This is a genomic window from Cellvibrio sp. (assembly GCF_046347455.1).
Lineage (GTDB): Bacteria > Pseudomonadota > Gammaproteobacteria > Pseudomonadales > Cellvibrionaceae > Cellvibrio.
This window is the reverse complement of sequence record NZ_JAXMGC010000001.1, coordinates 307,602-333,649: the sequence shown is the minus strand read 5'-3', so window position 1 is coordinate 333,649 and position 26,048 is coordinate 307,602. Positions and strand designations below refer to the sequence as shown.

Annotated in this window: 23 protein-coding genes and 1 tRNA gene; 17 read left to right on the top strand and 7 right to left on the bottom strand. The window is 44.4% G+C overall.

The features are described from left to right. Positions 1-22: 22 nt before the first annotated feature. From U1F02_RS01505 to U1F02_RS01485, 5 genes are all read left to right on the top strand, one after another. Positions 23-448, top strand: coding sequence for a hypothetical protein (locus U1F02_RS01505; RefSeq protein ID WP_409988579.1), 426 nt, complete (start codon positions 23-25; stop codon positions 446-448). Between the two features lie 101 nt (positions 449-549). Beyond that, positions 550-1,527, top strand: coding sequence for a porphobilinogen synthase (hemB, locus tag U1F02_RS01500; RefSeq protein ID WP_409988578.1), 978 nt, complete (start codon positions 550-552; stop codon positions 1,525-1,527). Between the two features lie 77 nt (positions 1,528-1,604). Next, positions 1,605-3,128, top strand: a complete 1,524-nt coding sequence (locus U1F02_RS01495; protein WP_409988577.1) for a Wadjet anti-phage system protein JetA family protein — start codon at positions 1,605-1,607, stop codon at positions 3,126-3,128. A 1-nt stretch (position 3,129) separates the two neighbouring features. Beyond that, complete coding sequence (locus U1F02_RS01490) at positions 3,130-3,879, top strand: DUF4194 domain-containing protein (protein ID WP_409988576.1); 750 nt, start codon at positions 3,130-3,132, stop codon at positions 3,877-3,879. A gap of 12 nt (positions 3,880-3,891) precedes the next feature. After that, entirely contained in the window at positions 3,892-7,548 is a 3,657-nt protein-coding gene (locus U1F02_RS01485) for an ATP-binding protein (protein ID WP_409988575.1), read from the top strand. Between the two features lie 100 nt (positions 7,549-7,648). Here the strand turns inward: U1F02_RS01485 and U1F02_RS01480 are convergent, their stop codons facing one another. Beyond that, a complete protein-coding gene (locus U1F02_RS01480; protein ID WP_409988574.1) occupies positions 7,649-8,281 on the bottom strand; it encodes a response regulator in 633 nt (210 codons plus the stop codon). A gap of 171 nt (positions 8,282-8,452) precedes the next feature. Between U1F02_RS01480 and U1F02_RS01475 the strand changes: the two genes are divergently transcribed. The 11 genes from U1F02_RS01475 (at position 8,453) to U1F02_RS01425 (ending at position 20,938) form a co-directional block, all read left to right on the top strand. Beyond that, a complete protein-coding gene (locus tag U1F02_RS01475) occupies positions 8,453-9,304 on the top strand; it encodes an ATP-binding protein (RefSeq protein WP_409988573.1) in 852 nt (283 codons plus the stop codon). 77 nt (positions 9,305-9,381) lie between these two features. Continuing rightward, a complete protein-coding gene (gene ovoA, locus U1F02_RS01470; protein WP_409988572.1) occupies positions 9,382-11,544 on the top strand; it encodes a 5-histidylcysteine sulfoxide synthase in 2,163 nt (720 codons plus the stop codon). Positions 11,545-11,607: 63 nt separating this feature from the next. Further along, positions 11,608-12,783, top strand: a complete 1,176-nt coding sequence (locus U1F02_RS01465) for a MalY/PatB family protein (protein WP_409988571.1) — start codon at positions 11,608-11,610, stop codon at positions 12,781-12,783. 75 nt (positions 12,784-12,858) lie between these two features. Further along, positions 12,859-13,701: a hypothetical protein gene (locus U1F02_RS01460; protein WP_409988570.1), complete on the top strand. Its 843-nt coding sequence runs from the start codon at positions 12,859-12,861 to the stop codon at positions 13,699-13,701. A gap of 124 nt (positions 13,702-13,825) precedes the next feature. Next, entirely contained in the window at positions 13,826-15,229 is a 1,404-nt protein-coding gene (gene rimO / locus U1F02_RS01455) for a 30S ribosomal protein S12 methylthiotransferase RimO (RefSeq protein ID WP_409988569.1), read from the top strand. 68 nt (positions 15,230-15,297) lie between these two features. Then, entirely contained in the window at positions 15,298-17,523 is a 2,226-nt protein-coding gene (locus tag U1F02_RS01450) for a DUF748 domain-containing protein (protein ID WP_409988568.1), read from the top strand. 41 nt (positions 17,524-17,564) lie between these two features. Further along, positions 17,565-17,822, top strand: a complete 258-nt coding sequence (locus U1F02_RS01445) for a GNAT family N-acetyltransferase (protein ID WP_409988567.1) — start codon at positions 17,565-17,567, stop codon at positions 17,820-17,822. Between the two features lie 19 nt (positions 17,823-17,841). Beyond that, positions 17,842-18,318, top strand: a complete 477-nt coding sequence (locus tag U1F02_RS01440) for a pilin (RefSeq protein ID WP_409988566.1) — start codon at positions 17,842-17,844, stop codon at positions 18,316-18,318. Positions 18,319-18,464: 146 nt separating this feature from the next. Next, positions 18,465-19,205: a MotA/TolQ/ExbB proton channel family protein gene (locus tag U1F02_RS01435; RefSeq protein WP_409988565.1), complete on the top strand. Its 741-nt coding sequence runs from the start codon at positions 18,465-18,467 to the stop codon at positions 19,203-19,205. Then, entirely contained in the window at positions 19,195-19,620 is a 426-nt protein-coding gene (locus tag U1F02_RS01430; RefSeq protein ID WP_409988564.1) for an ExbD/TolR family protein, read from the top strand. Before U1F02_RS01435 ends, U1F02_RS01430 begins: the two co-directional genes overlap by 11 nt. Position 19,621: 1 nt before the next feature. Further along, entirely contained in the window at positions 19,622-20,938 is a 1,317-nt protein-coding gene (locus U1F02_RS01425; protein ID WP_409988563.1) for a hypothetical protein, read from the top strand. A gap of 48 nt (positions 20,939-20,986) precedes the next feature. Here the strand turns inward: U1F02_RS01425 and U1F02_RS01420 are convergent, their stop codons facing one another. Next, positions 20,987-22,012, bottom strand: coding sequence for a zinc-binding alcohol dehydrogenase family protein (locus tag U1F02_RS01420; RefSeq protein ID WP_409988562.1), 1,026 nt, complete (start codon positions 22,010-22,012; stop codon positions 20,987-20,989). 104 nt (positions 22,013-22,116) lie between these two features. Between U1F02_RS01420 and U1F02_RS01415 the strand changes: the two genes are divergently transcribed. Further along, positions 22,117-23,013 (top strand): LysR family transcriptional regulator, encoded by an 897-nt coding sequence (locus U1F02_RS01415; RefSeq protein ID WP_409988561.1) that lies wholly within the window; start codon positions 22,117-22,119, stop codon positions 23,011-23,013. Positions 23,014-23,072: 59 nt separating this feature from the next. Here U1F02_RS01415 and tnpA read toward each other — a convergent pair whose 3' ends face one another. The 5 genes from tnpA to U1F02_RS01390 all read right to left on the bottom strand — a co-directional run bounded on the left by tnpA (position 23,073) and on the right by U1F02_RS01390 (position 26,047). Then, the gene (gene tnpA / locus U1F02_RS01410; RefSeq protein WP_409988560.1) at positions 23,073-23,519 is read right to left on the bottom strand and encodes an IS200/IS605 family transposase; all 447 of its coding nucleotides are present in this window, start codon (positions 23,517-23,519) and stop codon (positions 23,073-23,075) included. A gap of 171 nt (positions 23,520-23,690) precedes the next feature. Next, a complete protein-coding gene (locus U1F02_RS01405; protein ID WP_409988559.1) occupies positions 23,691-23,972 on the bottom strand; it encodes a pyrimidine/purine nucleoside phosphorylase in 282 nt (93 codons plus the stop codon). A gap of 111 nt (positions 23,973-24,083) precedes the next feature. Then, positions 24,084-24,159: transfer RNA gene (locus U1F02_RS01400), tRNA-Asn, on the bottom strand. Between the two features lie 150 nt (positions 24,160-24,309). Continuing rightward, positions 24,310-25,353, bottom strand: coding sequence for a methyltransferase (locus tag U1F02_RS01395; RefSeq protein WP_409988558.1), 1,044 nt, complete (start codon positions 25,351-25,353; stop codon positions 24,310-24,312). A 1-nt stretch (position 25,354) separates the two neighbouring features. After that, the gene (locus U1F02_RS01390; RefSeq protein WP_409988557.1) at positions 25,355-26,047 is read right to left on the bottom strand and encodes a pseudouridine synthase; all 693 of its coding nucleotides are present in this window, start codon (positions 26,045-26,047) and stop codon (positions 25,355-25,357) included. Between the last annotated feature and the right edge of the window lies 1 nt (position 26,048).

Genomic DNA, 26,048 nt, shown 5'->3' with positions numbered 1-26,048 from the left:
TTTGATAAGCATCGGAGCCAATATGGATCAAGAATCAATTGTGTATGGTTGCATAAAAGATATTCCCGCCATGGCAAATTATTCTGAGCGCTTGCGCGTAAATCGCGAAGCCATGTTGAGCTTGCCTACGGCAGATCAATGGCCTTTTCTTTGCCAGGAAATGTTTTCCATTCCTGAGGTAGACGTACTCAACAACAACTATCAAACCGAAGTCTTACACTTTGGTGCGTCTTATAAAGCAGTTGAATACGAATGGGATCAATGGATTGCACAGTTCGAGCAATTGCTCAGCAGAATGTATTGGGTATCTGCAACAGTGCATTTAGAAACAGAATTATCTGGAACCCACACCTTTACATGGGAGGCAGGCGGCAGTTGCCATGTGCCGGGGTCTGGCGAATTCAATGTAAAATGCGAATGGAGCCATGAAGGTGCTCTAAGCATTTAGCGAAAATAACGGCACTCCTGTTTTTAACATTTACGATTAACAGCAAAGAGCTGGATCTTCGCTACGCGAGGATGACAACTCCTAGAAAATTGGTAACCAAGATGTCAAACAAACTAATCACTCCCGACTTTCGCTTCCGTCGTTTGCGCAGAACAACTGCGTTGCGCGAGTTGGTGCGCGAGACGCATTTGCGGATGAGTGATTTTATTTTGCCGATTTTTATTGAAGAAGGAATAACGGCGCCTGTTGCTATCAAATCCATGCCGGATGTATATCGCTACCCGGAATCGCAATTGGCGGAAGTGGTGAAGCGTGCATGGAGTAAAGGCGTTCGTGCAGTACTCTTATTTGGCGTATCGACTCACAAAGATGATGTGGGTTCTGATACCTGGAGCCAAGATGGTTTGCTCGCGCGCATGATTCGTATTGCAAATCAAGCACAACCTGAAATGTTGGTGATTAGCGATAATTGTTTTTGTGAATACACAACTCATGGCCATTGCGGCGTTGTGCATGATCATGATGTTCATAACGATCTGACCTTGGAAAACTTACAAAAACAAGTTGTATTAGCTGCGCAAGCAGGCGTTGATATGATTGCACCCTCTGGCATGATGGATGGAATGATTACAGCTATTCGTCAAGCTTTGGATGATGCAGGCTTTACACATATTCCGGTGATGTCTTACTCAACGAAATTTGCGTCGGCTTTCTATGGGCCATTTCGTGATGCAGTTGATAGCAGCTTTAAAGGAACTCGCAACACATACCAAATGGATTTCGCCAATCCGCGCGAAGCTCTCGCTGAATCTATGCAGGATGAAGCAGAGGGTGCCGATATTTTGATGGTAAAACCCGGTACAGCCTATTTGGATATTCTCGCGCACATACGTGCAAATTCATCGCGCCCTTTGGCGGTTTACCATGTCAGTGGTGAATATGCCATGATTAAAGCGGGCGCTGCAGCGGGTGTTATAGATGAGAAATCTATAGTGCTGGAAACTATGACTGCGTTTAAGCGTGCTGGTGCTGATTTAATCATTACCTACTACGCAGAAAAGTTGTCCGATTGGCTTTAAGCATCTCTTAATTTTTTTGGCAAATCCTTCACGGAGGATTTGCTCAATCTTGTTGTATCCCGAGAATAATATCCTTCATGTTTTTCAGCGATTCCCGCCAGCATTTTTTTAATCCTCTCACCGGTAAATACCGTGAGTTGGTAGCCCAATGCTTGAGTCTTTTGTATCAGCGCTTCTATACCGATTTGCGTGATTACGGTAATGCCATGAACCGCGAACAGCTGGTGGATATTATTAAGGAAGCTATAGCTCGCTCCCCCATTTTAGACGCTGATAAAGATGATGAAGAATTCAGCAGCCAAAATGAACTTATTGAAACGCCAGAAGGGCGCTTTAAATCCCAACGCGATCTAGCTAGCTTTATTTTAAATCGACTGCTTGAAAATGGATGGCTGGAAAAGCAAGTTGACGAAGCCAGTTTACAAAGCACCTACGGTTTTACCCGCATGGGTCGTTTATTTACTCAGGCTTTTGCAGACAATCAGGCAAATCATTTTCGCACACGCAACCGCAACACGCGCAACACGCGTAACAGTTTGCAAGCATTTTATGAGCAAGGTGAAATTCACGATTTGCTCGATGCTTACGAATATTCTGAGCGTATTATCAGTGATTTCACCGATGTGATCGCTGAGTTGGAAGAGCGCAAGCGGCAATTAGTGCGTGAAGTGGAGTCCCGCCAATTAATTCAACAAGCTAGCGATGAATTCTTCGATTTCATGGAGACGGTATTCAAACCGGACTTGGAGGTTCGTTTATCGGCTGATAGTGTTGAAAAATATCGCGATCAAATTTCAGACATCATCACCAAAATTCGTCGCAAAAGAAAATATGGTCAAGGTGATGTAGAAACGGCAGAAAAAGATTGGCGTGCGGTAATGGAGATTCGTTTACGCAAGGCATTGCCGCAACAGGTCGTTCCGGGCGTTTCCCTGCTGGATTCTTTATTGCAGGCGATTGAATCTCGATTAAAGAATGCTTGTGAAATTATGCTGCCCGCCTTGCGTCGCGCTCTAAATACCTTTACGCAACGTGCCGATATTGTTATTCGTCAGCTAAGTTATATCAACAGCCGTAGCCAAGATGATGTGATGGATGTCTATCGTTCGTTAGCGAATATGTCATCTGAACAGCAAGCCGACTTGTTCGAAGCACAGGGGCGTTCTTTGGCATCTATGCAATTGAACTTTATAGACCCGTCACAAATTTCATTAAGGGCAACGCGTACCCAGCAAATTGTGCGCTCTACACTTGATGAGGATAAAGCCTTGGACACAGAAGCACAAAAAGAGCTTTTCATTCAACAAGCTTTAGATCGTGCGTTTATCTTGCAATCAAGTGAAGTTCGCCAATATGTTCAGTCAGCCTTGGGGGCAGGGCAGCAAATTAATAGCAGAGATTTACGTGCAGGATCTATGCAAGAGTTGCTTAATCTTGCCCATGCAATTGAAGTCGGGGCCGTTGACAATCTCTCGTCACGTTTTCGTTTTGGGATTGAGCAACAAGATACCTGGTTGCACGAACCACCGCAAATTCAAGATGAAGACTACTTCAAACAGCGTGACCAGTTTGTTATAGCTCTGCACGATAGTGGAAATTAACATGAGTAATATTTTTATTGCCAGCTTGCAAGATGAGTTGGATAAACACAATTTATCCGTGGAAGACTGGCGAGAATTAATTCAACGCTTGTTGGATTACGGTGTACTTTGCCGCGACGACTCTTTAGTTGAAGCAGAGCTTTATGACAGGTTTTTGCGTATTCACGAAGCGGTGAATGACTATCTGGCGCTGATGGGTGTGCGTTTTCAACACGACACTCAATTTAATTTTGTTCGCATCTTGCCGCCGGGCGCACGTCTACCGGGTATGGATGACGAAAGCGACGAGCCTTTCAATGGTGGTTTCCGTAGCCGTTTAAACCAGCATGAAATTGCATTGATTTTGGTTCTGCGTGCGGAATACGACAAGTCATTGCGCGAAGGTGTTGTGGATGAAAAAGGCTGCGCTACTTTGTCAGTTGAAGCAATTGCCTTGGCAATGAAAAGTTTATTGCGCCGGAATTTACCAGAAAACCTGAGTGAGCGACGTCAGGCATTTAAGCGTTTGCGGCAGTTACGCTTGATTCATTATTTTGCCGAAGCTGATATTGATTCTGGTGAAAGCTGGATAAAAATTCGCCCCCTTATTATTCATTTGGTCAGCAACGAATGGTTGAATCAAATTCGCCTCCATCTTGCTGACAATATGTTGCTTGTGGATGACGAGCTGGAAAATGCTGAGCCGATCAAAAAGTCTCCCTCAAAGCGTTCACCACATTTAACAAAATCCATATTCGATACCGAATCCTAGAAAGTCTGAATTATGTTTTTAAAGAAATTTATCTACGTTAACTGGGGCAACGTTCCCAATACGGAATTCGAATTTGGTCCGATCAATTTGTTTTCGGGCGGCAATGGTTCTGGCAAAACGACAGCGGCAGATGCAATCCAAACCATCATGACGGCTGCGCACGACAACCTGTTTCATTTCAACCCGGGGCAAGATGAATCCAGCCAACGGGGCAGGGGCGGCAAAGTCGTGCGTACTCTTGCATCCTATGTGTTAGGTTGTGACGACGGTGCTTATGCGCGCCCTCAAGGCTGCGATGGTTATTTGGCCGCGGTCTTTCATCCAACTCAAGGCGAGAACAGCGAGCCTTTTACCGCACTTATTGCCATGAGAGCTTTTGTGGAAACTGCAGGCTCAGGTGCAAACCTGCAAAAAGTTGCGCGTCTGGATGAATGTCAGTTCTACATATTGAGCGATGTGGCTTTAGGTCTGAAAGATTTGCTCAAAGAAGAAAAGACGCATAAATATGTTGTACCGCTCGACAAGGTATACGCGGCTTTAAAACGTCAATACGGTGCTGAGCAAGTTGAAAAATACGATAAGAAAAAATCCTACCTTTGTCGCTTATACGGAATTTTACGCGGCCGCAAAGATGCCGTGTCAGAACGTGAGGCAATGAATGCAGCAAGGGCTTTTTCTCGCTTTATGGCGTACAAACCGATTAAAGGTATTGATGAATTTGTGGCAAACGAGGTGCTTGAGTACCGTGATTTAGGTGAAGCAATTCGTACCGTTTCAGCCATGCTTAAACGCATACATACTATGGAGGCAGATGCACGACAATTACGCCAAGCGATTGATCGCATGGCCGCAGGGCGTAGCCTGAGCGATAACTTTATTGCTAGCTGGCTTGAGCAACAAGTTTTGCATTATTCAGTTGCTAAACGCCGTTTTAATGATTGCCAATCTCTTTATTTGGATGCAAAGCACAAACAACAGTCTTTACGTGAAAGCGCTGCAGCTTATGCGCAGTCCTTAGCCTTGTGCGAAGTTAAAAAAGATGAAATTAATCAGCTTATCTTGGCGGCCACGGCAAAACGTTTAGGTGTGCCTGCGTTGCGTGATAAAGATCAGTTGGATCGTGAAAAAAGTGCGCAGGAAAAACTTATTCATAGCCTCGTTCCTGATTTATTAAAGCAGTCACAACACTTATCTCTTAACAAAGAAGCCGCTCAGCAGTTTGTGTTGGCTTTGCGTAATACCTCTATTTCTCTTGAGATTCCCGTTTTAAAAGACAACTATTTGCACCAACTGGCAAAATCAATTGTTAATGATGATAAGTCGCTTGACGTTCACCAATTGTTGAACCGCGACTGGATTGATGTGGAGCCTCTAGCGCAGCATATTGATCTTGTATCCGAGCAACAGAAAACACATAACCTCTTTGTGCAGAGTTTATTTTCTGCAGAGAGTCAGTCGCTTCAGGGTAATAAAATAAATTTGCGTGATTTGCTAGCGCAAGAGCGCGATAAACGCAGTGCAAGCGCAGAGCGCCTGCAAAAATCCATTGAAACTAAACGCCGCGAAATTCAAGCTCTAGAGTCGCACCAACTTAGCTACCCTAATTTTGTTCGCGCTGCCTTGGATGCACTCGCGGCTCAACTGCCCGAGGCAGATGCACGTGTTTTGTGTGATTACGTAAGCGTTGCCGATCCTGATTGGCAGGCTGCGATCGAAGGTTATATAGGCGCTGCGCGCTTCGGTATTATTGTTTCGCCCGAATACGAAGCTGAGGCCATAGCCTTGGTACGCAACCTTTCCGGTCATGGCAGCCGCGCACGAATTATTCAAGGCGATAAAGCTCGCGTGGATATGGAAAAATCCGGTGAAATTCCGCAGAACTCGATTTTGAATATTATGAGTTTTTCGCACGCAACGGCTGAAGCCTATTTGCGCGCGAGCTACGCTAACGTACAACGTGTGGAATCTGCCAAAGAGTTACGGAGCACTCGTCGCGGTGTGACCAAAGACGGAATGGGTTCCGGTAACTACGCAATGTTTCGTTGTGATATGCCGGAATCTGATTTGGTGTTCGGCCAAGGTGCACGAGTGCGTGCGCTGGACGCAAAGCGCACGGAATTTAATTCGCTCAATATTGAATGGCAAGCCGCTAAAGAGTATGTGGTAGAGGTGCAGCAACTATTGGCCGCGGTTGATAAATTAAAACCCTTGAGTTACGCCGATACCTTGCAGCAAATGCTTAATGCGCAGCAACGCATAGCTGCGATTGAATTGAGTCTTCAGCAGCTAGATCTCAGCGATACTAAAGCTTTGGATGAAGAGCTTAATGAATTAAAAACACAGTTGCAGCAACAGCAGCAATCCTTTAACGAGATTAACAACGCCCAAGTTGATTGCCGTGCAGAGTTAAAAAATGCTGATGCCCTTTGTCAAAAGCTGAATGCGGAGCAAGATAAAACCTTGCTAACAGTGGATGAATGCGAAAGCAACTTGAAGGCTATTGAAGGTGTGTGGCCAGATTTCAATATTGATGAGCGACTTCAAACTGCAGATGAAGCTGTGTTGCAGCACAGTGCAAGCTATTTTGAAAATAATCTAGCGGGCGTGAATGCGGAGTTAAAGTCTATTTTGCATCGTTTGCAGCAAGCGGTAATGCAACACAACCAATACTGTTTAACGGCTGATTCAATTTTATTTAATCTGGATTATAACGATGAGTTGGGCTCATCTAATTTCCGGCAGGTGTGCGATATGCGTCGTCAGTTTGACGCGCTTTATAATCGCGACAAGAACCATATATTGGCGCAACGTCATCAAGAAATTGAATCGCTTCGGTTAAGTTTTAATAACGCCTTTGTATCCAACCTTTGTCATTCCATTTATCAAGCAATTAATGATGGCAAGAAAACGTTGGAAGAACTTAACAAGGAGCTTGAGCACCACCGCTTTGGCGCGGATCGTGAGCGGTTTCGTTTTGATTGGTCGTGGGTGCCAGAATTTAAAGAGTATTGGCAGTTCTTTAAAGCTGTCATCGACAGCCCAAATGTGAACGACAACGAAACCTTGTTCACTATGAAGTTGGATGAAAAACACCTGAAAGTTCGTGAGCGCCTCATGAGCATGTTACTCGATGAAGACGAACAAAAAGCTCAGCGTGAATTGATGCGTATTGCAGACTATCGCAATTATCGTAGCTATGAAATTTACAAAGAGCCGGAAGGTAAAGCACCCATTGCCTTAAGTCAGTACGGAACAGGGTCGGGTGGTCAGCTGGAAACGCCGGCTTATATTATTCGCAGCGCGGCTATTACATCTGCTTTCCGCTTTAACGAGGGGAACAGCCATTTGCGAATGGTTTTGGTAGATGAAGCATTTTCCAAAATGGATGAGCATCGCTCGCGCGAGGTCATTCATTACTTAACAGAAAGTTTGGGCTTGCAACTTAACTTTATTATGCCGAGCAGCAAGTCTGGGCCGTTTATGGATTTGATCTCCAACCAATTTGTATTCAGCAAATGCCCAACGGCGGAACCTGTTGGCGAGCTGAAAACACGTGTTTTATTAGATAGACAGGTTTGTGATCAGGAAAAAATTGCCAAGCTAATGGCCAATCATCGTCGCACTATAAGGCAACAAGCGAGTTTGGATTTTATGGCTGAGGTTGAGTAGCCGAAACCTGTTTTTGCGCGCAACGGTGTAAAGAAGAAGCTGGATTAGGGGCGGTTAATCGAATCTAAACTGCCCAACAAACTGCGCGGATTGATGGACTCTATTTTGCAAACTTTGGAAAATGACGAGCAAATTTTTTAATAATTTTTTGTTCTTCGATGGGTTTTACAATGTAATCATCTACGCCTTCTTCGATTGCCGCGCGAATTTGTTTTGCTTCGGTTACTGCGGTCACTAACATGAAGCAGGTGTCCATGTAACGCTCCGCCGCGCGCATAGCATTGTGTACATCCAACCCGTTTTTAATAGGCATATTCCAATCACACAATACCAAGTCGTACACGGGGTTGGCATCGTAAAGCATGGTTATAGCTTGCAAACCATCTTGTGCGGTATCAATGTGGGCTACCCCGTAGGACTCCAGCAACACTTTCATCATGGACGAAATCAAGGTGTCATCGTCAACCACCAAAACTTTAATTTCGCTGGGTTCCATCTGGGCGCGTTTTTGAGCGATGCTCACGGGAACTCTTTTGGAGGTCTGTTGTGTGTCGGCAGCCGCTGGCTTTTGGGTGGAAACGAGTTTTGCCAAAGCGCTATCCAAAACTTCTAAGGTTTGTTGATGTTGCGCTTTGTGTGATGCCAAATCGGGGTTTGCCATGTTTTTAACAAGCCATTCGCGTCGCTGCGTCAGGGTTTGGGCAATTAGCTGGGCTTCTTGTTTGGTGAACATGGTATTCCTTGAAAGATAGGCTGCTGACAACAATTGGCATACAAGTATCTATAATGGCGAAGCCTGAATAGATGCAGGAATCAACTGGGAGGCTGAGCCTTTGTTGCATGCCGAGCTAGCTCCCCAAAACTATAGACTATTTTCAGGCTAGCTCCAGAATTGAGGTACAACATGTCCGAATTAGATCAAATTGTTCAACTTTTAGAGCGCCTGGTGAATAAGGTAGAAGCCGTGTTCCCACCACTTAATCCCGAGCCAGATTGGTCGGCAGGTGCTTTCCGCTGGCGTCGTGAAGCAGGTGACAAAGGTTACTTGCAGGTGGTGAAAAATCCACACAGGATAGATCTAAATTCTCTTAAGAACGTAGAAACCCAAAAGCAAGCCATAGTCCGTAATACCGCTCAGTTTGTTGGGGGCAGGTCTGCAAACAATGTTTTGCTGACGGGTGCGCGCGGTACGGGAAAATCGACCTTGGTAAAGGCCTGCTGGAACCAGTTTTCAGCTCAAGGTTTGAAGATTATCGAGGTGGATAAAACTGACCTGATCCAGCTATCGGACATAGTGGATTTGGTAAGTGAGCGGCCTGAAAAATTCATTATATTTTGTGATGACATGTCCTTTGAGGAGGGTGAGAGCACCTATAAGGCGCTCAAATCAGCTCTCGATGGTTCGATAGCGGCGCCTTCCAACAATATTTTGTTTTATGCCACCTCAAACCGCCGGCACCTGCTGCCCGAGAAGATGCGAGAGAACCTAGAGGTCAACAACGAAAATGGCGAAATTCGGCCGGGCGATACCACCGAAGAAAAAGTGTCGCTTTCTGAGCGGTTTGGTCTTTGGCTGAGCTTTTACCCTTTCTCTCAAGAGGATTATCTAGCCGCTGCGCGCTACTGGGTGGAATATTTGGGTGGTATTTGGGATAAAACTACCGAGCTCGAAGCGCTGTTATGGCACCGTACACGTGGCGCGCGCAGTGGGCGAATCGCGTGGCAATTTGCAAAAGATTTTGTCGGTAAGTTGTAACAACGGTCTGGCTCAATCATCTAATCGCTTAAGCTTTAGTTTTTCGATTTATAAAAATGGGGATATAAGGTCTAACTATGCCAACAGGAAATACTAGTGTACGCAAAACCAGCGAGCTGACCGATGTTTCTCCAAGCAAGCGGCTGTTCACTCGCACGCCTAATCTTCGTGAAGAAAATCCTCTTATTCTTCGGCAACAGTTACACGAATATTTTGTAACGACTTTTGATCGCTATGAATCATTGTTTGAAACGCTCGCGAGCGATCTGGCTTATTACGAAAAGCCAATTTCACTTCGCCACCCATTAATTTTTTACTTCGGTCATACGGCCACTTTTTTTGTCAACAAACTGTTACTGGCTCGTATGATTGATACACGCATTAATCCGCGTTTTGAGTCGATTTTTGCTGTGGGTGTTGACGAAATGAGTTGGGATGATCTCAATGATGCTCATTACCAATGGCCAACCCCTGCAGAAGTAAAAGCTTATCGCGATAAGGTTCGCGCACTGGTCACTCATTTGATTGAAACAGCGCCTCTACAAACGCCAGTAGATTGGAATAATCCGTGGTGGGCAATCATCATGGGTATCGAACACGAGCGAATTCATTTAGAGACTTCATCTGTACTTATTCGCCAGCACAAACTCGCTCATGTGAAAAATCATCCTGACTGGAAACCCTGCCGGGAAACTGGTCATGCTCCTGTCAATGGACTTGTTAAAGTTGCGGCTGGAACAGTTACTTTGGGTAAAGAAAAATCCAATCCCTATTACGGATGGGATAACGAATACGGTACGCATTCTGCGGATATTCCAGAATTCCAAGCCAGCAAATTTTTGGTGAGCAATCAAGAGTTTTTAGAATTTGTTGAAGCTGGCGGCTACAAAAATCAAAGCCATTGGGAAGAAGAAGGATTGGGCTGGGTCGCATTTACGCGCGCGCAACACCCTACCTTTTGGTTGAAGAAAAATGGCCAGTGGTATTTGCGTTTAATGACTGAGGAAATTCCAATGCCGTGGGATTGGCCTGCAGAAGTTAATTATCACGAGGCAAAAGCCTTCTGTAATTGGAAAAAAGTGGAAACTGGTTTGGCTGTTCGTTTGCCGACAGAAGATGAATGGTATCGTTTATACGCCGCCGCCGGTTTGCAAAACCCTGGTCCGCACAAAGCAAACGGAAACATCCATCTTGATTATTGGGCGTCGTCTTGCCCCGTCAATAAATTTCCGCAAGGAGAATTTTATGATGTTGTCGGTAATGTTTGGCAATGGACTGAAACGCCAATTTATCCGTTTGCAGGGTTTGATGTACACACCATTTACGACGATTTTACAACTCCAACATTCGATGAGCGCCACAACTTAATTAAGGGCGGCTCATGGATTTCTTGCGGTAACGAAGCGCTTGTTGAATCTCGTTATGCATTTCGCCGTCATTTTTTCCAACACGCGGGTTTCCGCTATGTTGTTTCAGGGGAATTAAAACCAGTGCCAGGATCTCATTACGAAACGGATAAACTTTTATCGGAGTATGCAGAATTTCATTATGGTGACGAATATTTCGGCGTTGCCAATTTCCCAAAAGCCTTGGTCTCCTTAGCAATTGAAACCCTGGGTGATTCTACTAAGGCGAAAGCTTTGGATTTGGGCTGCGCTTCCGGTCGTGCGACTTTTGAATTGGCCAAGCATTTTGATTTTGTTACTGGCGTAGATTTTTCTGCGCGTTTTATCGGTCAAGGCGTTCATCTTTCACAAAATGAAACCTTGCGCTATACCTTGGCTGATGAAGGCGAGCTTGTACAATACAAATCGCGGAGCCTGTCTGATTTAGGTTTGGAACGTACCAAGGATAAAGTCGAATTCTTCCAAGGTGATGCGTGTAATTTAAAGCCGCAATTTACCGGTTACGATTTTATTTTGGCCGCCAATTTAATTGATCGTCTTTATAGTCCTGCCAAGTTTTTGCATGCAATCCATGAACGTTTAAATATCGGAGGCGTTTTGATGCTTACATCGCCTTACACTTGGTTAACTGAACATACACCGCGCGAGGAATGGATTGGTGGTTTCAAAAAGGACGGTGAAAGTTTTACAACTCTGGATGGGTTAAAGGCACATCTGGGTGAGCACTTCGAGTTAATTAAGGGGCCTTTGGAAGTTCCTTTTGTGATTCGCGAAACCAAACGAAAGTTCCAGCACACGCTCTCTGAAGTGACTTTCTGGAAACGTGTTAAATAATTGACTTGTCTTCTTGGGTCGATTTAGTCTAGCGGCTACTTCGACTCCAAGAGCGTCACTGAAATGTTGTTTGATTTTGATACTCCAATATCCCGCGAAAATACCAACTCCGTAAAATTCGATGGCAGAAAGTCCTATTTCGGAACCACAGATGTAAGGCCGCTTTGGGTTGCTGACATGGATTTTCCAGTACCCGATTGCGTTACGCGTGCTCTGCAAGAGCGATTACATCACCCCGTATTTGGTTACACTCTTTACCCTGAAAGTCTTTATCAATCAGTGATTGACTGGTTCGCGCGTCGTCATCATTGGGTAATTGAGCGCGAATGGATTGTGATGGCTCCCGGTGTTGTTCCATCGCTCTTTGCAGCTGTTCAAGCCTTTGCAAATGAAGGTGAAGGAGTCATTGTTCAGCCTCCGGTTTATTTTCCTTTTTTTTCAGCAGTCACTACCAATAATCGAAAGTTGTTATTAAACCCTTTGGTTGAAAAAAATGGTTGTTATGAAATTGATTTCGATCATTTAGAGGGCTGCACAAAACAAGGTGCAAAGTTGCTCATGCTTTGCACTCCTCATAATCCAGTAGGAAGGGTGTGGAAAGAACATGAACTTCAAGAGGTTTTACGCATTGCTCGTCAATACGATTTAACGATTTTATCCGACGAAATTCACGCAGATCTTGTTTATACAGAAGCCACTCATATCCCTCTCGCACGTTTGGCACAGCCGGGCGATAAAATTATTACCACCGTTGCGCCCAATAAAACATTTAATATCCCGGGGTTAGGTTTGTCCGCGCTAGTAATCCCAGATGCCGAGCAGCGCAAGGCGATGAAAAATGCATTTGAAATGCTTCATGTAGGAAATACCAATCCTTTGAGTATTGTGGCTTTTGAGGCTGCTTATACTGGCGGCGAAGCTTGGCTAGAAGCGCTCATGAAGTATCTGGAATCGACTCGTAACTATGTTGCGGATTTTTTGCAGGAGAATATTCCGCAAATTAAATGTTCGAAACCAGAAGCGACTTACCTGATGTGGTTAGATTGTAAAGAGCTTGGAATGACTGACACACAACTCCGTGATTTTTTTGTTAAAGAATGCAAGCTCGGGTTGAACCCTGGAATTGTGTTTGGTGAAGCGGGAAGCGGATTTATGCGATTGAATATCGGAACAACAAAAGCAACAATCAGCGCGGCCTTGGAGTCCTTAAGCGCCAATATCAAATTAAGGCGCTTATGATCTGAAAATCATTGGTGTTTTTTTCTATCCTGCACTATGTTTTAGCTGTATATCATTAAACTCTGGGTAGTTCATATGGCGGATTTTCATAGATCGTTACGTTTGGGTGATCTACTCGTTGAAAAGGGCTTGATTACACCGCTGCAATTACGTGAAGCAATTGAAGTTCAGCAAAATTTACAGTCGCAACGTTTCGGGAAGAAAGATCTTCATGTAAAAACCGAGCTCGGAGAAATATTAGTTCAACTGGGTTTTATTAGCCGACTTCAATTGCATGCTAATTTGAATTGGCAGCGCCGTTTAAAAGCGACGACAAGAGCAATGGTTTTCATCGCACCTCTGTTAACGGCTGCTTGCGGTGGCGGAGGGGGTGGCGGCGCAGGCGGTGGTTCACAGGCATTAAGCAATTCAAATGTGGCGGTTTCCAGCTCGGTTGCTCCTGTAGAATCCTTGCCTAAAACCGAGCCTGTTCCTAAATCTTCGTCGATAGAGGCGGCTTCATCGGCTAACTCCTCGGTGCCCGGGACATCACCATCGCCGGGCGTTTCGCCTAGCTCTGGTTCCCCAACCAATTCGTCTTCATCCGCAATCAGCCAGGTTTCAACATCGAGTTCAAGCCAGCCTTCGCTGGCATCCTCTTCGTCCATTTCAAACAAACTCGTTGATGGTTCTGTCCAGTTGTTATGGAGCGTTCCCACACAGCGGGAGAATGGCGATTATCTGGATATCACGGAGATTGGTGGTTATGAGTTGCGCTATAAATTACGAAGCGACTCTGAGTACAAAACTATTCGTATTACCGATGGCTTTACGGATGCCTATTATTTTGATTATTTAAAAGGCGATTACATGTTTGAAATTGCCACATTTGATAAGGAAGGGCTGTATAGCAATTTCGTCAGTATAAATCCCACATAGCGACTTCTTTTTCGCTTTCGGTGACGCCGCCGCTTAGATCCCCATGCAAAACACAGCCTAAACGCCTACAATAGCGGCCTTTTTCCAGCTTTATGCCAAGCCCTGAATCGGCCCGCGAGATTTTATGACCGTAAATACCTTCGACCCTTCTCAAACAACCACTCTAGACACCCCTGCAAAAACGCTGGCGAGTCAGACTCAGCCGGGCAGCAAAGGCAATACGATTGGCTTTGTATCCCTCGGGTGCCCTAAGAATCTGGTGGATTCCGAGCGAATTCTCACCCAGCTGCGCACCGAGGGTTACAACATTGTACCCAGCTACAGCGATGCTGATATGGTGATAGTGAACACCTGCGGATTTATTGATAGCGCGGTACAGGAATCCTTAGGCGCAATTGGTGAGGCCTTGGCAGAAAACGGTAAGGTACTGGTAACGGGGTGTTTGGGTGCGAAGAAAGACGAGATCGTTCAAATTCACCCCAATGTGCTGGGGGTAACCGGTGCACACGCTTACGAAGAAGTATTGAAACAGGTTCATGAGCATTTGCCGCCAAGCCCTACGCACAATCCGTTTACTGATCTGGTGCCACCGCAGGGTATTAAGCTCACGCCGCGCCATTACGCTTACCTGAAGATATCTGAAGGCTGCAACCACTCCTGCAGTTTCTGCATCATTCCAGACATGCGTGGGAAGCTGGTCAGTCGCCCAATCGGGCAGGTCATGGGTGAGGCCGAGCGTTTGGTGAAAGCCGGTGTTAAGGAACTCTTGGTGATTTCCCAAGACACTTCCGCTTACGGTGTTGATATCAAACATCGCACCGACTTTTGGGACGGTCGCCCACTAAAAACCGATATGTACCAATTAGCTGCCGCTTTGGGCGAGTTGGGCGTGTGGGTGCGTTTGCATTATGTGTATCCCTACTTGCATGTAGATAACATTATTCCGCTCATGGCCCAAGGCAAGGTGTTGCCTTATCTGGATATTCCTTTCCAACACGCCAGCCCGACTTTGCTGCGTAAAATGCGTCGTCCTGGTCAAGTGGAGCGCACGCTGGAACGAATTAAAAGTTGGCGCGAGCAAGTGCCAAATCTCACGATTCGTTCAACCTTTATTGTGGGTTTCCCAGGCGAAACAGAAGATGATTTTCAACAACTTTTAGATTTTCTAAAAGAGGCACAATTAGATCGCGTAGGCTGCTTCCAATATTCACCGGTTGAAGGCGCAAAAGCCAACGACTTGCCAGATCATGTTCCAGATGACGTAAAGCAAGAACGTTACGATCGTTTTATGATGCTGCAACAAGAAATTTCTACCGAGCGTTTAAAACAAAAAGTAGGGCAGACCTTACAAGTGTTAATTGATGAGGTAGATGATGAAGGTGCTATTGGCCGTAGCTTTGCAGATGCACCTGAAATCGACGGTTGCGTTTATTTAAACGGCGAAGAAAACGTGAAGCCGGGTGATTTGGTGAATGTATTAATTGAGCATTCAGATGAATACGATTTGTGGGGAACCAAAGTCGATTAATTGATGCTTTAAGAGCCGCTGCAAATTCCATTGCTGGCGGCTCGGGTTCTAATAGGAGTTTCGTTAACTTGAGCCGCTATTCTTTTCCTTTCGCTATAGCCCGCCGTTTTTTATCCATTTTTTTTAAATCCATTATTGTTCGTGTTCTTATTGTTGTCGCGCTTTTGCTTTGGGGCGGATATTACCTTGTGCTTTTGCCGTGGGTTAACCGCGCGCTCTCGGATCAATATTTTCAGCAAACAGGTCATCACTTACAGCACGACAAAATCAAGGTTGAGCTTTTTAGATGCAATATGGGTGTTAGCCATTTAAAAGATCTCAATAATTTGTGGCAGGCAGAAGGTGTCGATATAAATCTCGCTTGCGCGCAATCTTTCCGTGAACGTCGGTTGGTCATCAACGATATAAAAATTCGGCAATTAAAAACAGCTGCGGTTCAGCAGGAGAATAGTGCATGGAATTTTGATGATGTGTTGAAGCATCAAAAAGCTGTGGCGAAAAAAGCTGCAAAAAACGATCAATCTTCAAGGGTGTCCGTTTTAATTAAAAACCTGTCCATTGTGAATGCCAGTGTGCATACACACGTTCAAATCCTGAAAAATAATCCTTTTGATCTTTCTGCGCTAAATATAACGCTTACTGATGTTGATTTGGGAGCGTCAAAGCCGTCTCATTTCACGCTTGAAACGACGCTGAATAACGCATCACCAATATTAATATCTGGCCAGTTAAATGTGTCTTCATTATCAGGCAGTGTCGATATCAATGGTCAAAATATTCCATTCGTTTGGTTTAATAGCTTTTTGGAGCCCTATGTAAGATTGGAAGTTTTGAAAGGTGCAATAGAATTTCAAAACCACATTGAGCTAATTGCAGGTCAACCCCAAAAAATAAAAAGCCACGGAAAATTGATTGACCTCAAGCTAAAACCAACGAGCATGGAACAAGATGCTGTTAGATGGAAAAGCCTTGAGTGGCAAGGAGCAGAGATTTCGCTTGCGGATAAAACAATTCATGTTCCCGTGTTAATGCTCAACGAATTAGACGGGCAGTTCATTATTGATAAAAACCGCAAAACCAATGTCCAGGCAATGTTGGTGCCTCAAGTAGAAAAACCTAATGAAAAGACGGCAGAAGGAAATGCTGAAAAGAAATGGCAGTTTGCAGTTGATAAGCTCGCGATTAATAATGCTGCAATCGGTTTCTATGATCAGTCGTTAGTCCCATCGTTCACGGCCATTGTGCAAAATTTTTCGGGTGAAGTTGTTAACATTTCTTCAGATGAAAGTACACTCGCCATTATTGACCTTAAAGGAAATGTAGACGGATATGCCCCGGTTACTCTTAAGGGTAAAGCAAATGTGTTTAGAACTGCGCCAAAACTCGATGCACTTTTATCGTTTAAACAAATGGATATGGGGGCGTTTTCTCCGTATTCCGCAGAGTACGCGGGCTGGAAAATTAACAAGGGTTTATTAAGTGCTGATTTGAATTATCATTACGAGGACGGCAAGGTTCTTGGTAAAAATCACGTTGTGATAGATCATCTCGAGTTTGGTGAGAAGGTTCGTGGAACTCGCGTTATAGATATACCTTTGCGTCTTGGGTTGGCGATGTTGACTGATGCTAATGGAGTTGCTGTCCTCGATACCGAAATATCTGGCTCACCGAGCGATCCACAATTTAAATTACGCGATCTTATTTTACGTGCCTTGGGAAATACGTTAAAAAAGATTGTAACAGCACCCTTTCGTTTTTTTAGTAGCCTTCTAAATACAAAAGAGGATTTGGGAAAGGTTCAATTCACAGCGGGCGAATCACAGCTGACTAATGCAGCACGAGAAAAATTGGCACTTATAAAAGAAGGCTTGGCCAAGCGCCCCAAGATGCGTTTAAGTGTTCAAGGTACCTATGACCAAACCAGTGATCTGATTGCGCTTAAAGAAGAGCAAGTTAAAAGTGCGTTGCAAAACGCAGGCGTTAGTAGTGAATCCATGCAATTACACGATGCGGCGTGGATGAAAGCGGTAAGTGCGAAATATAGCGCTCAATTGTCAGCTATCAACAATGCGGAGATGAGCGCAGAAGAACAATATCAAGCCTTAATTACTGCGGAAAATGTTGATCCTGCACGCTTAACCAGGCTGGCTCATGAACGTGCGCAAGCGGTTAAGCAGTACCTGATCTTGCAGCTGGCAGTTCCCGGCGAAGCTATTTTATTGAATTCAGAAATGCGGTGCGAGAAAGCAGAGCAATGCTCGACCAGCGAGGCTATATTTACCTTAGAAGTCTAAGGCTTTGAAATTTAAGAAGGCCAACTTTTAGCGGAGTTCTTATGGAAAAAATTGATCATTTGCCAGAACAAAATATGTTCTTAATTGATGTTGGTGGCAACCGAGGGGAATTGCACTATCGCTTGAGCGAGCAACCTTCTGGCACAACTTCTATAGATTTCACTAGCACCTTCGTACCTCCGGTTTTCCGCGGTAAAGGTCTGGCGGAAAAACTGGTGCGCGCCGGAATCAAATGGGCAAAAGAGCAGGGGTACGAGCTGCACGCCAGTTGTTGGTATGCAGCTAAGTTTATTCGCTGAAAGTCATTAAGGGATGAGCATGCGCAAATCTGCGGGTTTTACGTTGCTAGAAATGATGGTCATATTGGCGATTATTGCCATATTGGCGACCATAGCCATGCCCAGCTTTAAATCCAAAAACACTCGCGCGCAGATTATAGAATCTGTTGAGCTTTTAAAAAATTTAAAAGACAGCGTTGGCCTTTTTTATCAGGTTCAAAAAAAGTTCCCGCGAAACAATTTAGATGCAGGAATACCTAAGCCAGAGTTTCTTATTGGAAATTATGTAGAGCGCATAGATTATGAAATGGGCTCATTTAATATTACCTTCGGCAACAAAGCGAATGGTGTTTTAAAAAAGAAGGTTTTGACTATTCGCCCTATAGTGGTGAAGGGATCACCGGAGAGTCCTATCTCATGGGTATGCGGAAATTCGCCTGTACCTGAAGGCATGATTGCGGTGGGCGTGAATAATACTAATATCGACAATCAATACCTACCCATCAACTGTTACTAGCTTTTGCCAATCGCTGTTCCTTAAATCTCCACTCATCACGCCTAACATCCGCTCGGCATCTTTTTCTGCGTTTAGGTTCCAACTTTTCAATAATACTTTCAATCCAGCATTCGAGATTATTCTCTTTATTCAATCGCAGGTTAAGTATGTTGAAACTTTCTAATAATCGTTACCCGATTTTCTTTGTGTTATTGGTGTGCCCGCTAGCTGCACGCGCAGCCGATATTAATCTTGCAGAGCAATTATCTGAGGGTGGGATTGCGCTCGTCATTATCCTTCTTATGTCGGTATTGCTGGTTGCGGTTAGTGCGGAGCGCCTTATCAATTTCCGTGCGAAACACCTTTATCCTTATGAACTCATCACTCAAATAAAGCCCTTATGGCAGGACAAGCGATTTCAAGATGCGCAGCGTCTACTTGAATCTGAGAACAATACCTTGGGCCGCATTTTGTATTTTTTGACACTTTATAAACACCGCAACCCAGACAGCCTAATAACGGGTGCAAGTGAAATTGCATCCTTAGAATTGCGTCAACATCAACAAAAAGCTTACGCGCTCGCCATTATCGCAACAGTCGCCCCTATAGTGGGTTTGTTAGGAACCGTCATTGGAATGATCGAGGCATTCCACGTAATTGCATACTCGCAGGGTATGGGTAACCCAGCGCTCTTGGCGGGTGGCATTTCAAAAGCGCTTATCAATACCGCCGCAGGATTAAGCGTGGCTTTGCCAGCCTTAGCAATGCATCATTTTTTTAAGCATCGTTGTGCGTCCTTTGGCTTGCAGTTTGAAAGAATCATCAATCAACTTGTCAGCGAAGGATTTTCAGATTCACAAGAAACCTCCGTGTTTCCAGACGCGAACAAGGTGGCTTATGCGAATTAATCTTGGTGAAGATGAGCAGCCCGAAATAGGTTTAATTGCGCTTATTGATTGTATCTTTTTTCTGTTGATGTTCTTTATGGTATCTACATCCTTCTCCCAACAAACTGCAACACAAGGGCAGCGTGAGCTGGCGGTTGTGTTACCAGAAGCAAGTACTAGCTTGGAGCCAGCCGGGACGTCGGGCGGCGTTGTATCAATTAGCGTTGATAAAAAAGGAAACCTATTTCTGGATGGGGAAGAAATTTCAACTAAAGGGTTGCAAGATCATTTGCGAAAAATTGGCGAAGCAAACAAGCAGACCTTAGTTGAAATAGCGGGTGATGAAACCGCCTCTTACAAAACCATTGTCAGCGTTATAGATATCTGCCAATTCGAAGGCCTAACTAATATTGCCTTGCAAACCAGGAATAAATAACGTGGCCGTTAATATCTACATGCCATCTTATGAAGGTTATAGTAAATCGCTGTTTACTAAACAGGCTTACTTTCTGTTTTCAATCGCGGTTCATGTTCTTTTGATTTACGGCTTGAGCCATCTTACGGTTAAAACACCACCGCAAAAGAATAATGTAGGGCAACGCATCCAGGTCTCGATGAACAATACCTACAAAATGAAGATGCGCCAAAGTCTGAAAAATATTGCTCAGGTTCAAACGGAGTTAGTGAATAATCTCGATGAATCTTTCAAAAAGGAGTTAAATTTAGAACCCGTAGATCTCAATGAAATTAATAATCCCAAGTTAAGCACGTCGCGTTTAATGGAATTAGCTAACAAGATTTCAGAGAATATTCGCAAAATAGAACGTGAGTTCCGCGTAAGGGATTTGCAGCGTGCGGTAACCATGCCGCGAAGCGACGTCATGAAACGTGTGATGAGTATGGAAATCGATTTGCCCCAATACAGGGGCAACAGAATTCCCGGATCCACCATGATGAAACTTGCTGAAGATATGGAAACCGAGGCGCAAAATATATTGGCGCACCGCGAGAACGATATAAACGTGAGAGGATTAGGTAATTCCGCATTCGATATTAAAAAGACTGATAAGCTAATTGCGGCCTACCACAGCGAGGGAGATCCTTCGCTGAAGAAAGGTTTAGATGCATCTCTCTCTCAGCGAAATGGTGAGCAAAGAGTTCATACTAAAAATGATTTTGTGGATGTCTGGTTAGATTACATTCCACCCGTTAATCACGCTAATCCTAAAAAAGTGGCCGGTAGAATTATCAACGCCGGAGGGCAACCCGCGGATCGTTTGTTTATAAATTCCTGGTACATTATCGGGCCTTTCCATCCATCAAACTTAAAACATCCACCCGAATATGCGGTAGATCTTGAGGGCGTTTATTACGGAAAAGACAATTACCCAATAAGTTGGAAATACCTTAGCAACGCCTCTTATCCCGTAATTCCTCCGCAATCGGATAAATGGGGTGTGTTTTTCGGGTACACAGAAGTCTTTGTCGATAAGGATCAAGATTTATGGGCATGGATTGGAGCTGACGATTTCGCAAGCCTTGAGCTGAATGATAAATTGATTTGGGATAGCAATATATTCAATAAAAAATTTAACGATTTGGCTTATGAACCCAACAGCCAAAACCGTAAAGATTGGAACCTAACAGAATTCAAGCGGCGCGTTCATTTTAAAGCGGGGAGAAATATCTTTAAATTTAAGCTCACTAATACGGATACCAAAGCATTTTTTTCGTTGGTTTTATCGAAGCAGTAAATTCTGAAAATGATTACAAAATTTACTGCTGCGAGTGACAAGAAATAGTTACCAGTCTTTAACCACTATCTTTCCAATAGTCGTTCCCGTTTCAATTTGCGCGTGTGCATTTTTCAAATTCTCAGCGTTTATTGGGCTTAGTGTTTTGTTGAGGCTTGTTTTAATTTTGCCTTCATCTATCCATGCGGCTATGCGATTTAATAAAGCGCCTTGCTTCTGCATATCGTCGGTTTTAAACATGGATCGGGTAAACATGGATTCCCATACAAAGCCTACCGATTTGGATTTTAAAAGACTTAAGTCCAGTGGCGCTTCGGGCTCCACAATTGAACAAATGGTTCCTTGCGGAGCAATTAATTCACACATGCTTGCCCAATGCTTTGCTGTTGAGTTTAAACAAAAAATATAATCCGCATATTGAGCGCCTTGGGCGCGAAAGGCCTCAACCATATTCTGATGATGATCTATCACAGTATCTGCCCCCAAACTCAAACACCATTCTTGGGATTCGCGTCTTGATGCGGTTGCAATAATACGGAGCCCGGTTATTTGTTTAGCGAGTTGTATAGCGATTGAGCCTACACCGCCTGCGCCACCGATGATGAGCACGGTTTTACCCACCGAGTTTTCTGGGATAATTCCCAAACGATCAAATAGGCCTTCGCCAGCGGTAATACTCGTTAACGGAAGGGCGGCGGCCTCGGCCACACTCACACTTTTTGGTTTTTTACCGACGATACGTTCATCCACTCGCTGAAATTCGCTGTTGCTACCGGCACGGGTAATGTCGCCCGCGTAAAAAACCTCGTCACCGGGCTTAAAGAACTCCACCTTGCTACCTACAGCGACAACTGTGCCCGCTGCATCCCACCCTAATACGCGAAAATCGGACTCAGCTGGTCGGTTAGAACGTCGCACTTTGGTATCAACAGGGTTGACGGATACCGCTTCTACGCGAACCAGTAAATCCCGCTCTCCCGGCGTCGGAACGGGGAGAGTGGTATCTATCAATGCCTTAGCATGGTTGATGGGAAGGTACTCTTTGAGGCCGACAGCTTTCATGGATTGATTCATTGCATTGCTCCAGTTAAATGTGAGCTCACAGCCTATCCTTGCTTCTTATAATTGATAATATCTAGAAATTTTTAAATACTGTTAAAAAATATTTGAGAGTGTCTATGAACAGGTCTTATTCATTACAGGATTTAGAATTACTCATGCAGGTTGCCGAGCGCGGCAATATGAGCGAGGTAGGGCGGCAACTAAACATGACGACAGCCGCAGTATCGGCGGCCATAAAGCGATTGGAAAAGGCGCTGGGCGTAAATCTGATCGAGCGTACAACACGAAGTTTGCGCTTAAGCGCAGCAGGCGAAACCTTAATGCCCTACCTTCAACAAGTGCTTGGAACTTTGGAAGAAGCGGAAAACGAGCTAGGTAATCATCAAGCATTAGCGGTGGGTGAAATTCGTATCGGCGTTCCTTCTGACGTGGGGCGGAACCGTATATTGAGTTCGTTAAACGCGTTTCAAACATTAAACCCCGGTGTGAGCATAATCGTTCAGGTGTCTGATTTAATTCAGGATTTGTATAGGGATGAGCTGGATATAGTGGTTCGATATGGTGAACCCAAGGACTCCAGCTTGATAGCAACCAAACTATGCGATAACAGACGAGTTCTCGTTGCTTCGCCAGCTTATGTCGCGAATCATGGCCCAATTAAACGGATTGAGGACTTGGTGAATCATAACTGCCTGCTGTTTTACTTGAGCGGTAGGTTGTACAACAAGTGGCAATTTGAGACACGGGAAGGAAGTGTAAGCATTAAAGTTGCTGGAAATCGATCAGCCAACGATGGCGAGCTGGTAAAGCGATGGGCGATTGCGGGTGAGGGAATTGCCTACAAATCCGCGTTGGATGTTGCAGGAGAGCTTTCCTCAGGCGCTTTGGTGGAGCTTATGGCGGGGCATTACGAAGGTCAGCCATCGCCCATATATTTGCTATACAAAGAGCGTAGGTATCAAGCCTATCGAATGACTGCGCTCATTCGTCACCTCAAAAAAAGCTTCGCTTGAAGTAAAAATCCACCTGCATAGCAGGTGGCTTTGATTAGCACCCTATAAGGGTGCTTGTCTTAAACCGTTACCTCTAACCGCAGCTGGCGCTCATCTTCCTCTCTCGCCTGCTTATCTTGATAACGTACGTATCTCCGAATCACCTCTTCATTCGCGCCAACTGAATCTACAAAATAGCCACGCTGCCAGAAATGATTTCCCCACATTTTATTCTTTCTTAAATACGGAAATTTATTGAACAGTCTTATCGCTGTTCTTCCTTTCAATGTCCCCATTAGCTCCGAAACACTTATGCTGGGCGGCGTCCTTACCACCAAATGCACATGATCTATCTGCACATTTAGCTCAACTACTTTGCAATTCTTCATCCCACAAAACACATAAATACTTCGATACAACTCTTTTCCTATATTTCCCGTCAATATCTTGAACCTATACTTCGGCGTCCAAACAATGTGATACTGACATCGATAGAATACGTGTGAAGCGGATTCATATCTGCTCATGCTTTTTACTCCTGATCATTTGCTGGTAACAAACGATTGTGTATCTAGCATGGGCACTTTTCAGGCATAGCCCCGAGTAGCTGATCACCACCTCCATAGGAGGTGGTTTTAGAATGGCAATAAAAATGCCCACCTGAGGTGGGCATTTAAATATGTAGCCTAAGCGACAGCTTATTCGTATTTGCAGAGGTAAGAGGTTTCAACGTCGGCCGTTACCTTGAACTTTTGGTTCGCTTCCACAATAAAGGTTTGGCCTTCTTTAAAGGTTTGTGCTTTATCGCTGCCGGGCAGCACAACGGTCAAACTGCCGCTTACAACAGTCATATATTCTTTTTGGCTGGTGCCAAATTCATAGTCGCCCTTGGCCATTACGCCAACGGTGGCTGGCAAGGTTTCGGTTTGGAAGGCGATAGACTTAACCGCGCCGTTGAAGTACTCGTTCACTTTAAACATGTAGAATCTCCGCCTAGTGATAATGGTGATGGATAGCTATTAAGACAGCTGAATAGGTTTCTAACACGCACAAAAAAGGCCGCATATTCATGCAGCCTTCTTCGTTAAATTTGGCTCCGCCTGCTGGACTCGAACCAGCGACCCAATGATTAACAGTCATTTGCTCTACCGACTGAGCTAAGGCGGATCGGTGACTTCCTCTGTGGAAGTGGTGCGCATAATATAGATGAGACTTTCCTTGGTCAACCCTTTTTCCTAAAAAAATCATCAATATAGCGAGTGTTGGTTAATATCTCTACGGCCTGTAACTTCGGTGTACAGATTGAGGTAAACAGAGTTAATTTTTGCGCAATTCTACGATCTTAAAACTTTTGTTACGCGCGACTAAATTGATGTGTTTGAAATAAGGGAAAGCCTTTTTTTCTAGTGCGATAAATTGGTTGACCACAAAATAAGCCACACCATCAGGGTCCAATAGTTTTGCAGCGTTACGCAAAAATTTATCTGTTAAATCTTCATCTACGCTAAAGCCTTGATGGAAAGGTGGGTTGCACAAAATTAAATCAAATGGAGCGTCTAACTTTTCGCCGGCATCGCTTGCAACAACTCGGGCGTTAATTCCTAATCTGTCGCAGTTAGCTTTTGCGGTAGCAAGCGCTGCCGCGTTATTGTCAGTTAAGGTACGGGTTCTGATGTTGAGGTGTTGGCTTGCGAAGGTTAAGTAACCATAACCACAACCTAGATCCAAGCAATGTTTAAGGACGCGCGACGCTAACAATTCGCTGATGGCGGAAATTAAAAATTCGCTACCTTCATCAACTTTATTCCAACCAAACTGACCAGGCTTACTCAATAATGTTTTATCACCGATGCGTATGCATTCCCGCAAATTCGCATAGTCATCATCATTTAACCTCGCGCCGGTTTCGAATTGCTTTATCAGTAGACCGGAATAGTTCATTCCATCTTTCTGGATATTTTTTTCGCAACCAAAGAGCGAAGCCGCTTTTTCAATATAGGTCTTAATACCCTCATTTTTTAAGCCGCATATCCAGAGCTTTCCGTTTGCTTGCAACACACGGTGCGATTCATTGATCAAATGGTGGGTCACTGCTTTTTCTTTTGAAATACGGTAGAAAATGTGATCAACACTTGCATCGGGAATAGCGGATAAATCGAAATCGCTAAACTCTGTTTTGAATCCAGCGATTTTCATTTGCTCCGCAAGATCCCAGCGGTTAGTGATAACAACCGGGTTATTTGAGCGAGATGTTGCGCCGTTTATTTGCTTCAACAGGTTTTCATCAGTCAGCCATAGACTTGACGCCGTTGTATACTGCTGAATTTGTTGCGTGAGCCATAGAGTAGGGGTGTCTATCATCTTATTGACCAAAACTCTCAACTTCTTGAGTGGTGAGATATCGGAATTGCCCCGCAGGTAAATCGCCTAAATAAACAGAACCGATTCGGTTGCGATGCAGAGCAATCACATGATTTCCCACAGCAGCAAACATGCGTTTCACTTGGTGGTACTTCCCTTCACAAATGCTGAGCTCAGCATGGTGTTTATCCAAAACCTTAAGCTCGGCAGGTAAAGTTAATTTTGTTTCGCCCTTTAGTATCACGCCGTCAGCAAATATTTTTATATACGAATCTTCAATCGGGTTTGCCGTGGTCACTAAATAATTTTTTGTATGCATGTGTTTCGGTGATGTGATTTTATGATTCCATTGGCCATCATCCGTGAGTAATACCAAGCCTGTGGTATCTACATCCAAACGTCCCGCAATTTGCAATTCATGTTTGAAGGGCGCATCCACTAAATCTAACACTGTTGGGTGTTCGCTATCTGTATTCGCGCATACATAACCCGCAGGTTTATGAAGCATCAGGTAGCGAGGTTTGCGTGGTTCGATAACCTGATCGTCCACCATAACTTTATCGGTATCTTTAATCTGTGTATTAGTTTTGGTAACTAAAACATCATTTACATAAACGATCCCTTGCTTGATCGCTGCATGGATTTGCGTGCGACTAAGTTGCGTGTTGTTACCAATAAATTTATCCAGACGCATA

Excerpts from the sequence above, each read along its gene's own strand:
- rimO (WP_409988569.1), top strand. The coding sequence starts at position 13,826 with ATGACCGTAAATACCTTCGACCCTTCTCAAACAACCACTCTAGACACC.
- U1F02_RS01415 (WP_409988561.1), top strand. The coding sequence starts at position 22,117 with ATGAACAGGTCTTATTCATTACAGGATTTAGAATTACTCATGCAGGTT.
- U1F02_RS01460 (WP_409988570.1), top strand. The coding sequence starts at position 12,859 with ATGGCGGATTTTCATAGATCGTTACGTTTGGGTGATCTACTCGTTGAA.
- tnpA (WP_409988560.1), bottom strand. The coding sequence starts at position 23,519 with ATGAGCAGATATGAATCCGCTTCACACGTATTCTATCGATGTCAGTAT.
- U1F02_RS01505 (WP_409988579.1), top strand. The coding sequence starts at position 23 with ATGGATCAAGAATCAATTGTGTATGGTTGCATAAAAGATATTCCCGCC.
- U1F02_RS01420 (WP_409988562.1), bottom strand. The coding sequence starts at position 22,012 with ATGAATCAATCCATGAAAGCTGTCGGCCTCAAAGAGTACCTTCCCATC.
- U1F02_RS01430 (WP_409988564.1), top strand. The coding sequence starts at position 19,195 with ATGCGAATTAATCTTGGTGAAGATGAGCAGCCCGAAATAGGTTTAATT.
- U1F02_RS01405 (WP_409988559.1), bottom strand. The coding sequence starts at position 23,972 with ATGTTTAAAGTGAACGAGTACTTCAACGGCGCGGTTAAGTCTATCGCC.
- U1F02_RS01390 (WP_409988557.1), bottom strand. The coding sequence starts at position 26,047 with ATGCGTCTGGATAAATTTATTGGTAACAACACGCAACTTAGTCGCACG.
- U1F02_RS01495 (WP_409988577.1), top strand. The coding sequence starts at position 1,605 with ATGTTTTTCAGCGATTCCCGCCAGCATTTTTTTAATCCTCTCACCGGT.
- ovoA (WP_409988572.1), top strand. The coding sequence starts at position 9,382 with ATGCCAACAGGAAATACTAGTGTACGCAAAACCAGCGAGCTGACCGAT.
- U1F02_RS01475 (WP_409988573.1), top strand. The coding sequence starts at position 8,453 with ATGTCCGAATTAGATCAAATTGTTCAACTTTTAGAGCGCCTGGTGAAT.
- U1F02_RS01485 (WP_409988575.1), top strand. The coding sequence starts at position 3,892 with ATGTTTTTAAAGAAATTTATCTACGTTAACTGGGGCAACGTTCCCAAT.
- U1F02_RS01490 (WP_409988576.1), top strand. The coding sequence starts at position 3,130 with ATGAGTAATATTTTTATTGCCAGCTTGCAAGATGAGTTGGATAAACAC.
- U1F02_RS01480 (WP_409988574.1), bottom strand. The coding sequence starts at position 8,281 with ATGTTCACCAAACAAGAAGCCCAGCTAATTGCCCAAACCCTGACGCAG.
- U1F02_RS01440 (WP_409988566.1), top strand. The coding sequence starts at position 17,842 with ATGCGCAAATCTGCGGGTTTTACGTTGCTAGAAATGATGGTCATATTG.
- hemB (WP_409988578.1), top strand. The coding sequence starts at position 550 with ATGTCAAACAAACTAATCACTCCCGACTTTCGCTTCCGTCGTTTGCGC.
- U1F02_RS01435 (WP_409988565.1), top strand. The coding sequence starts at position 18,465 with ATGTTGAAACTTTCTAATAATCGTTACCCGATTTTCTTTGTGTTATTG.
- U1F02_RS01395 (WP_409988558.1), bottom strand. The coding sequence starts at position 25,353 with ATGATAGACACCCCTACTCTATGGCTCACGCAACAAATTCAGCAGTAT.
- U1F02_RS01465 (WP_409988571.1), top strand. The coding sequence starts at position 11,608 with ATGTTGTTTGATTTTGATACTCCAATATCCCGCGAAAATACCAACTCC.
- U1F02_RS01445 (WP_409988567.1), top strand. The coding sequence starts at position 17,565 with ATGGAAAAAATTGATCATTTGCCAGAACAAAATATGTTCTTAATTGAT.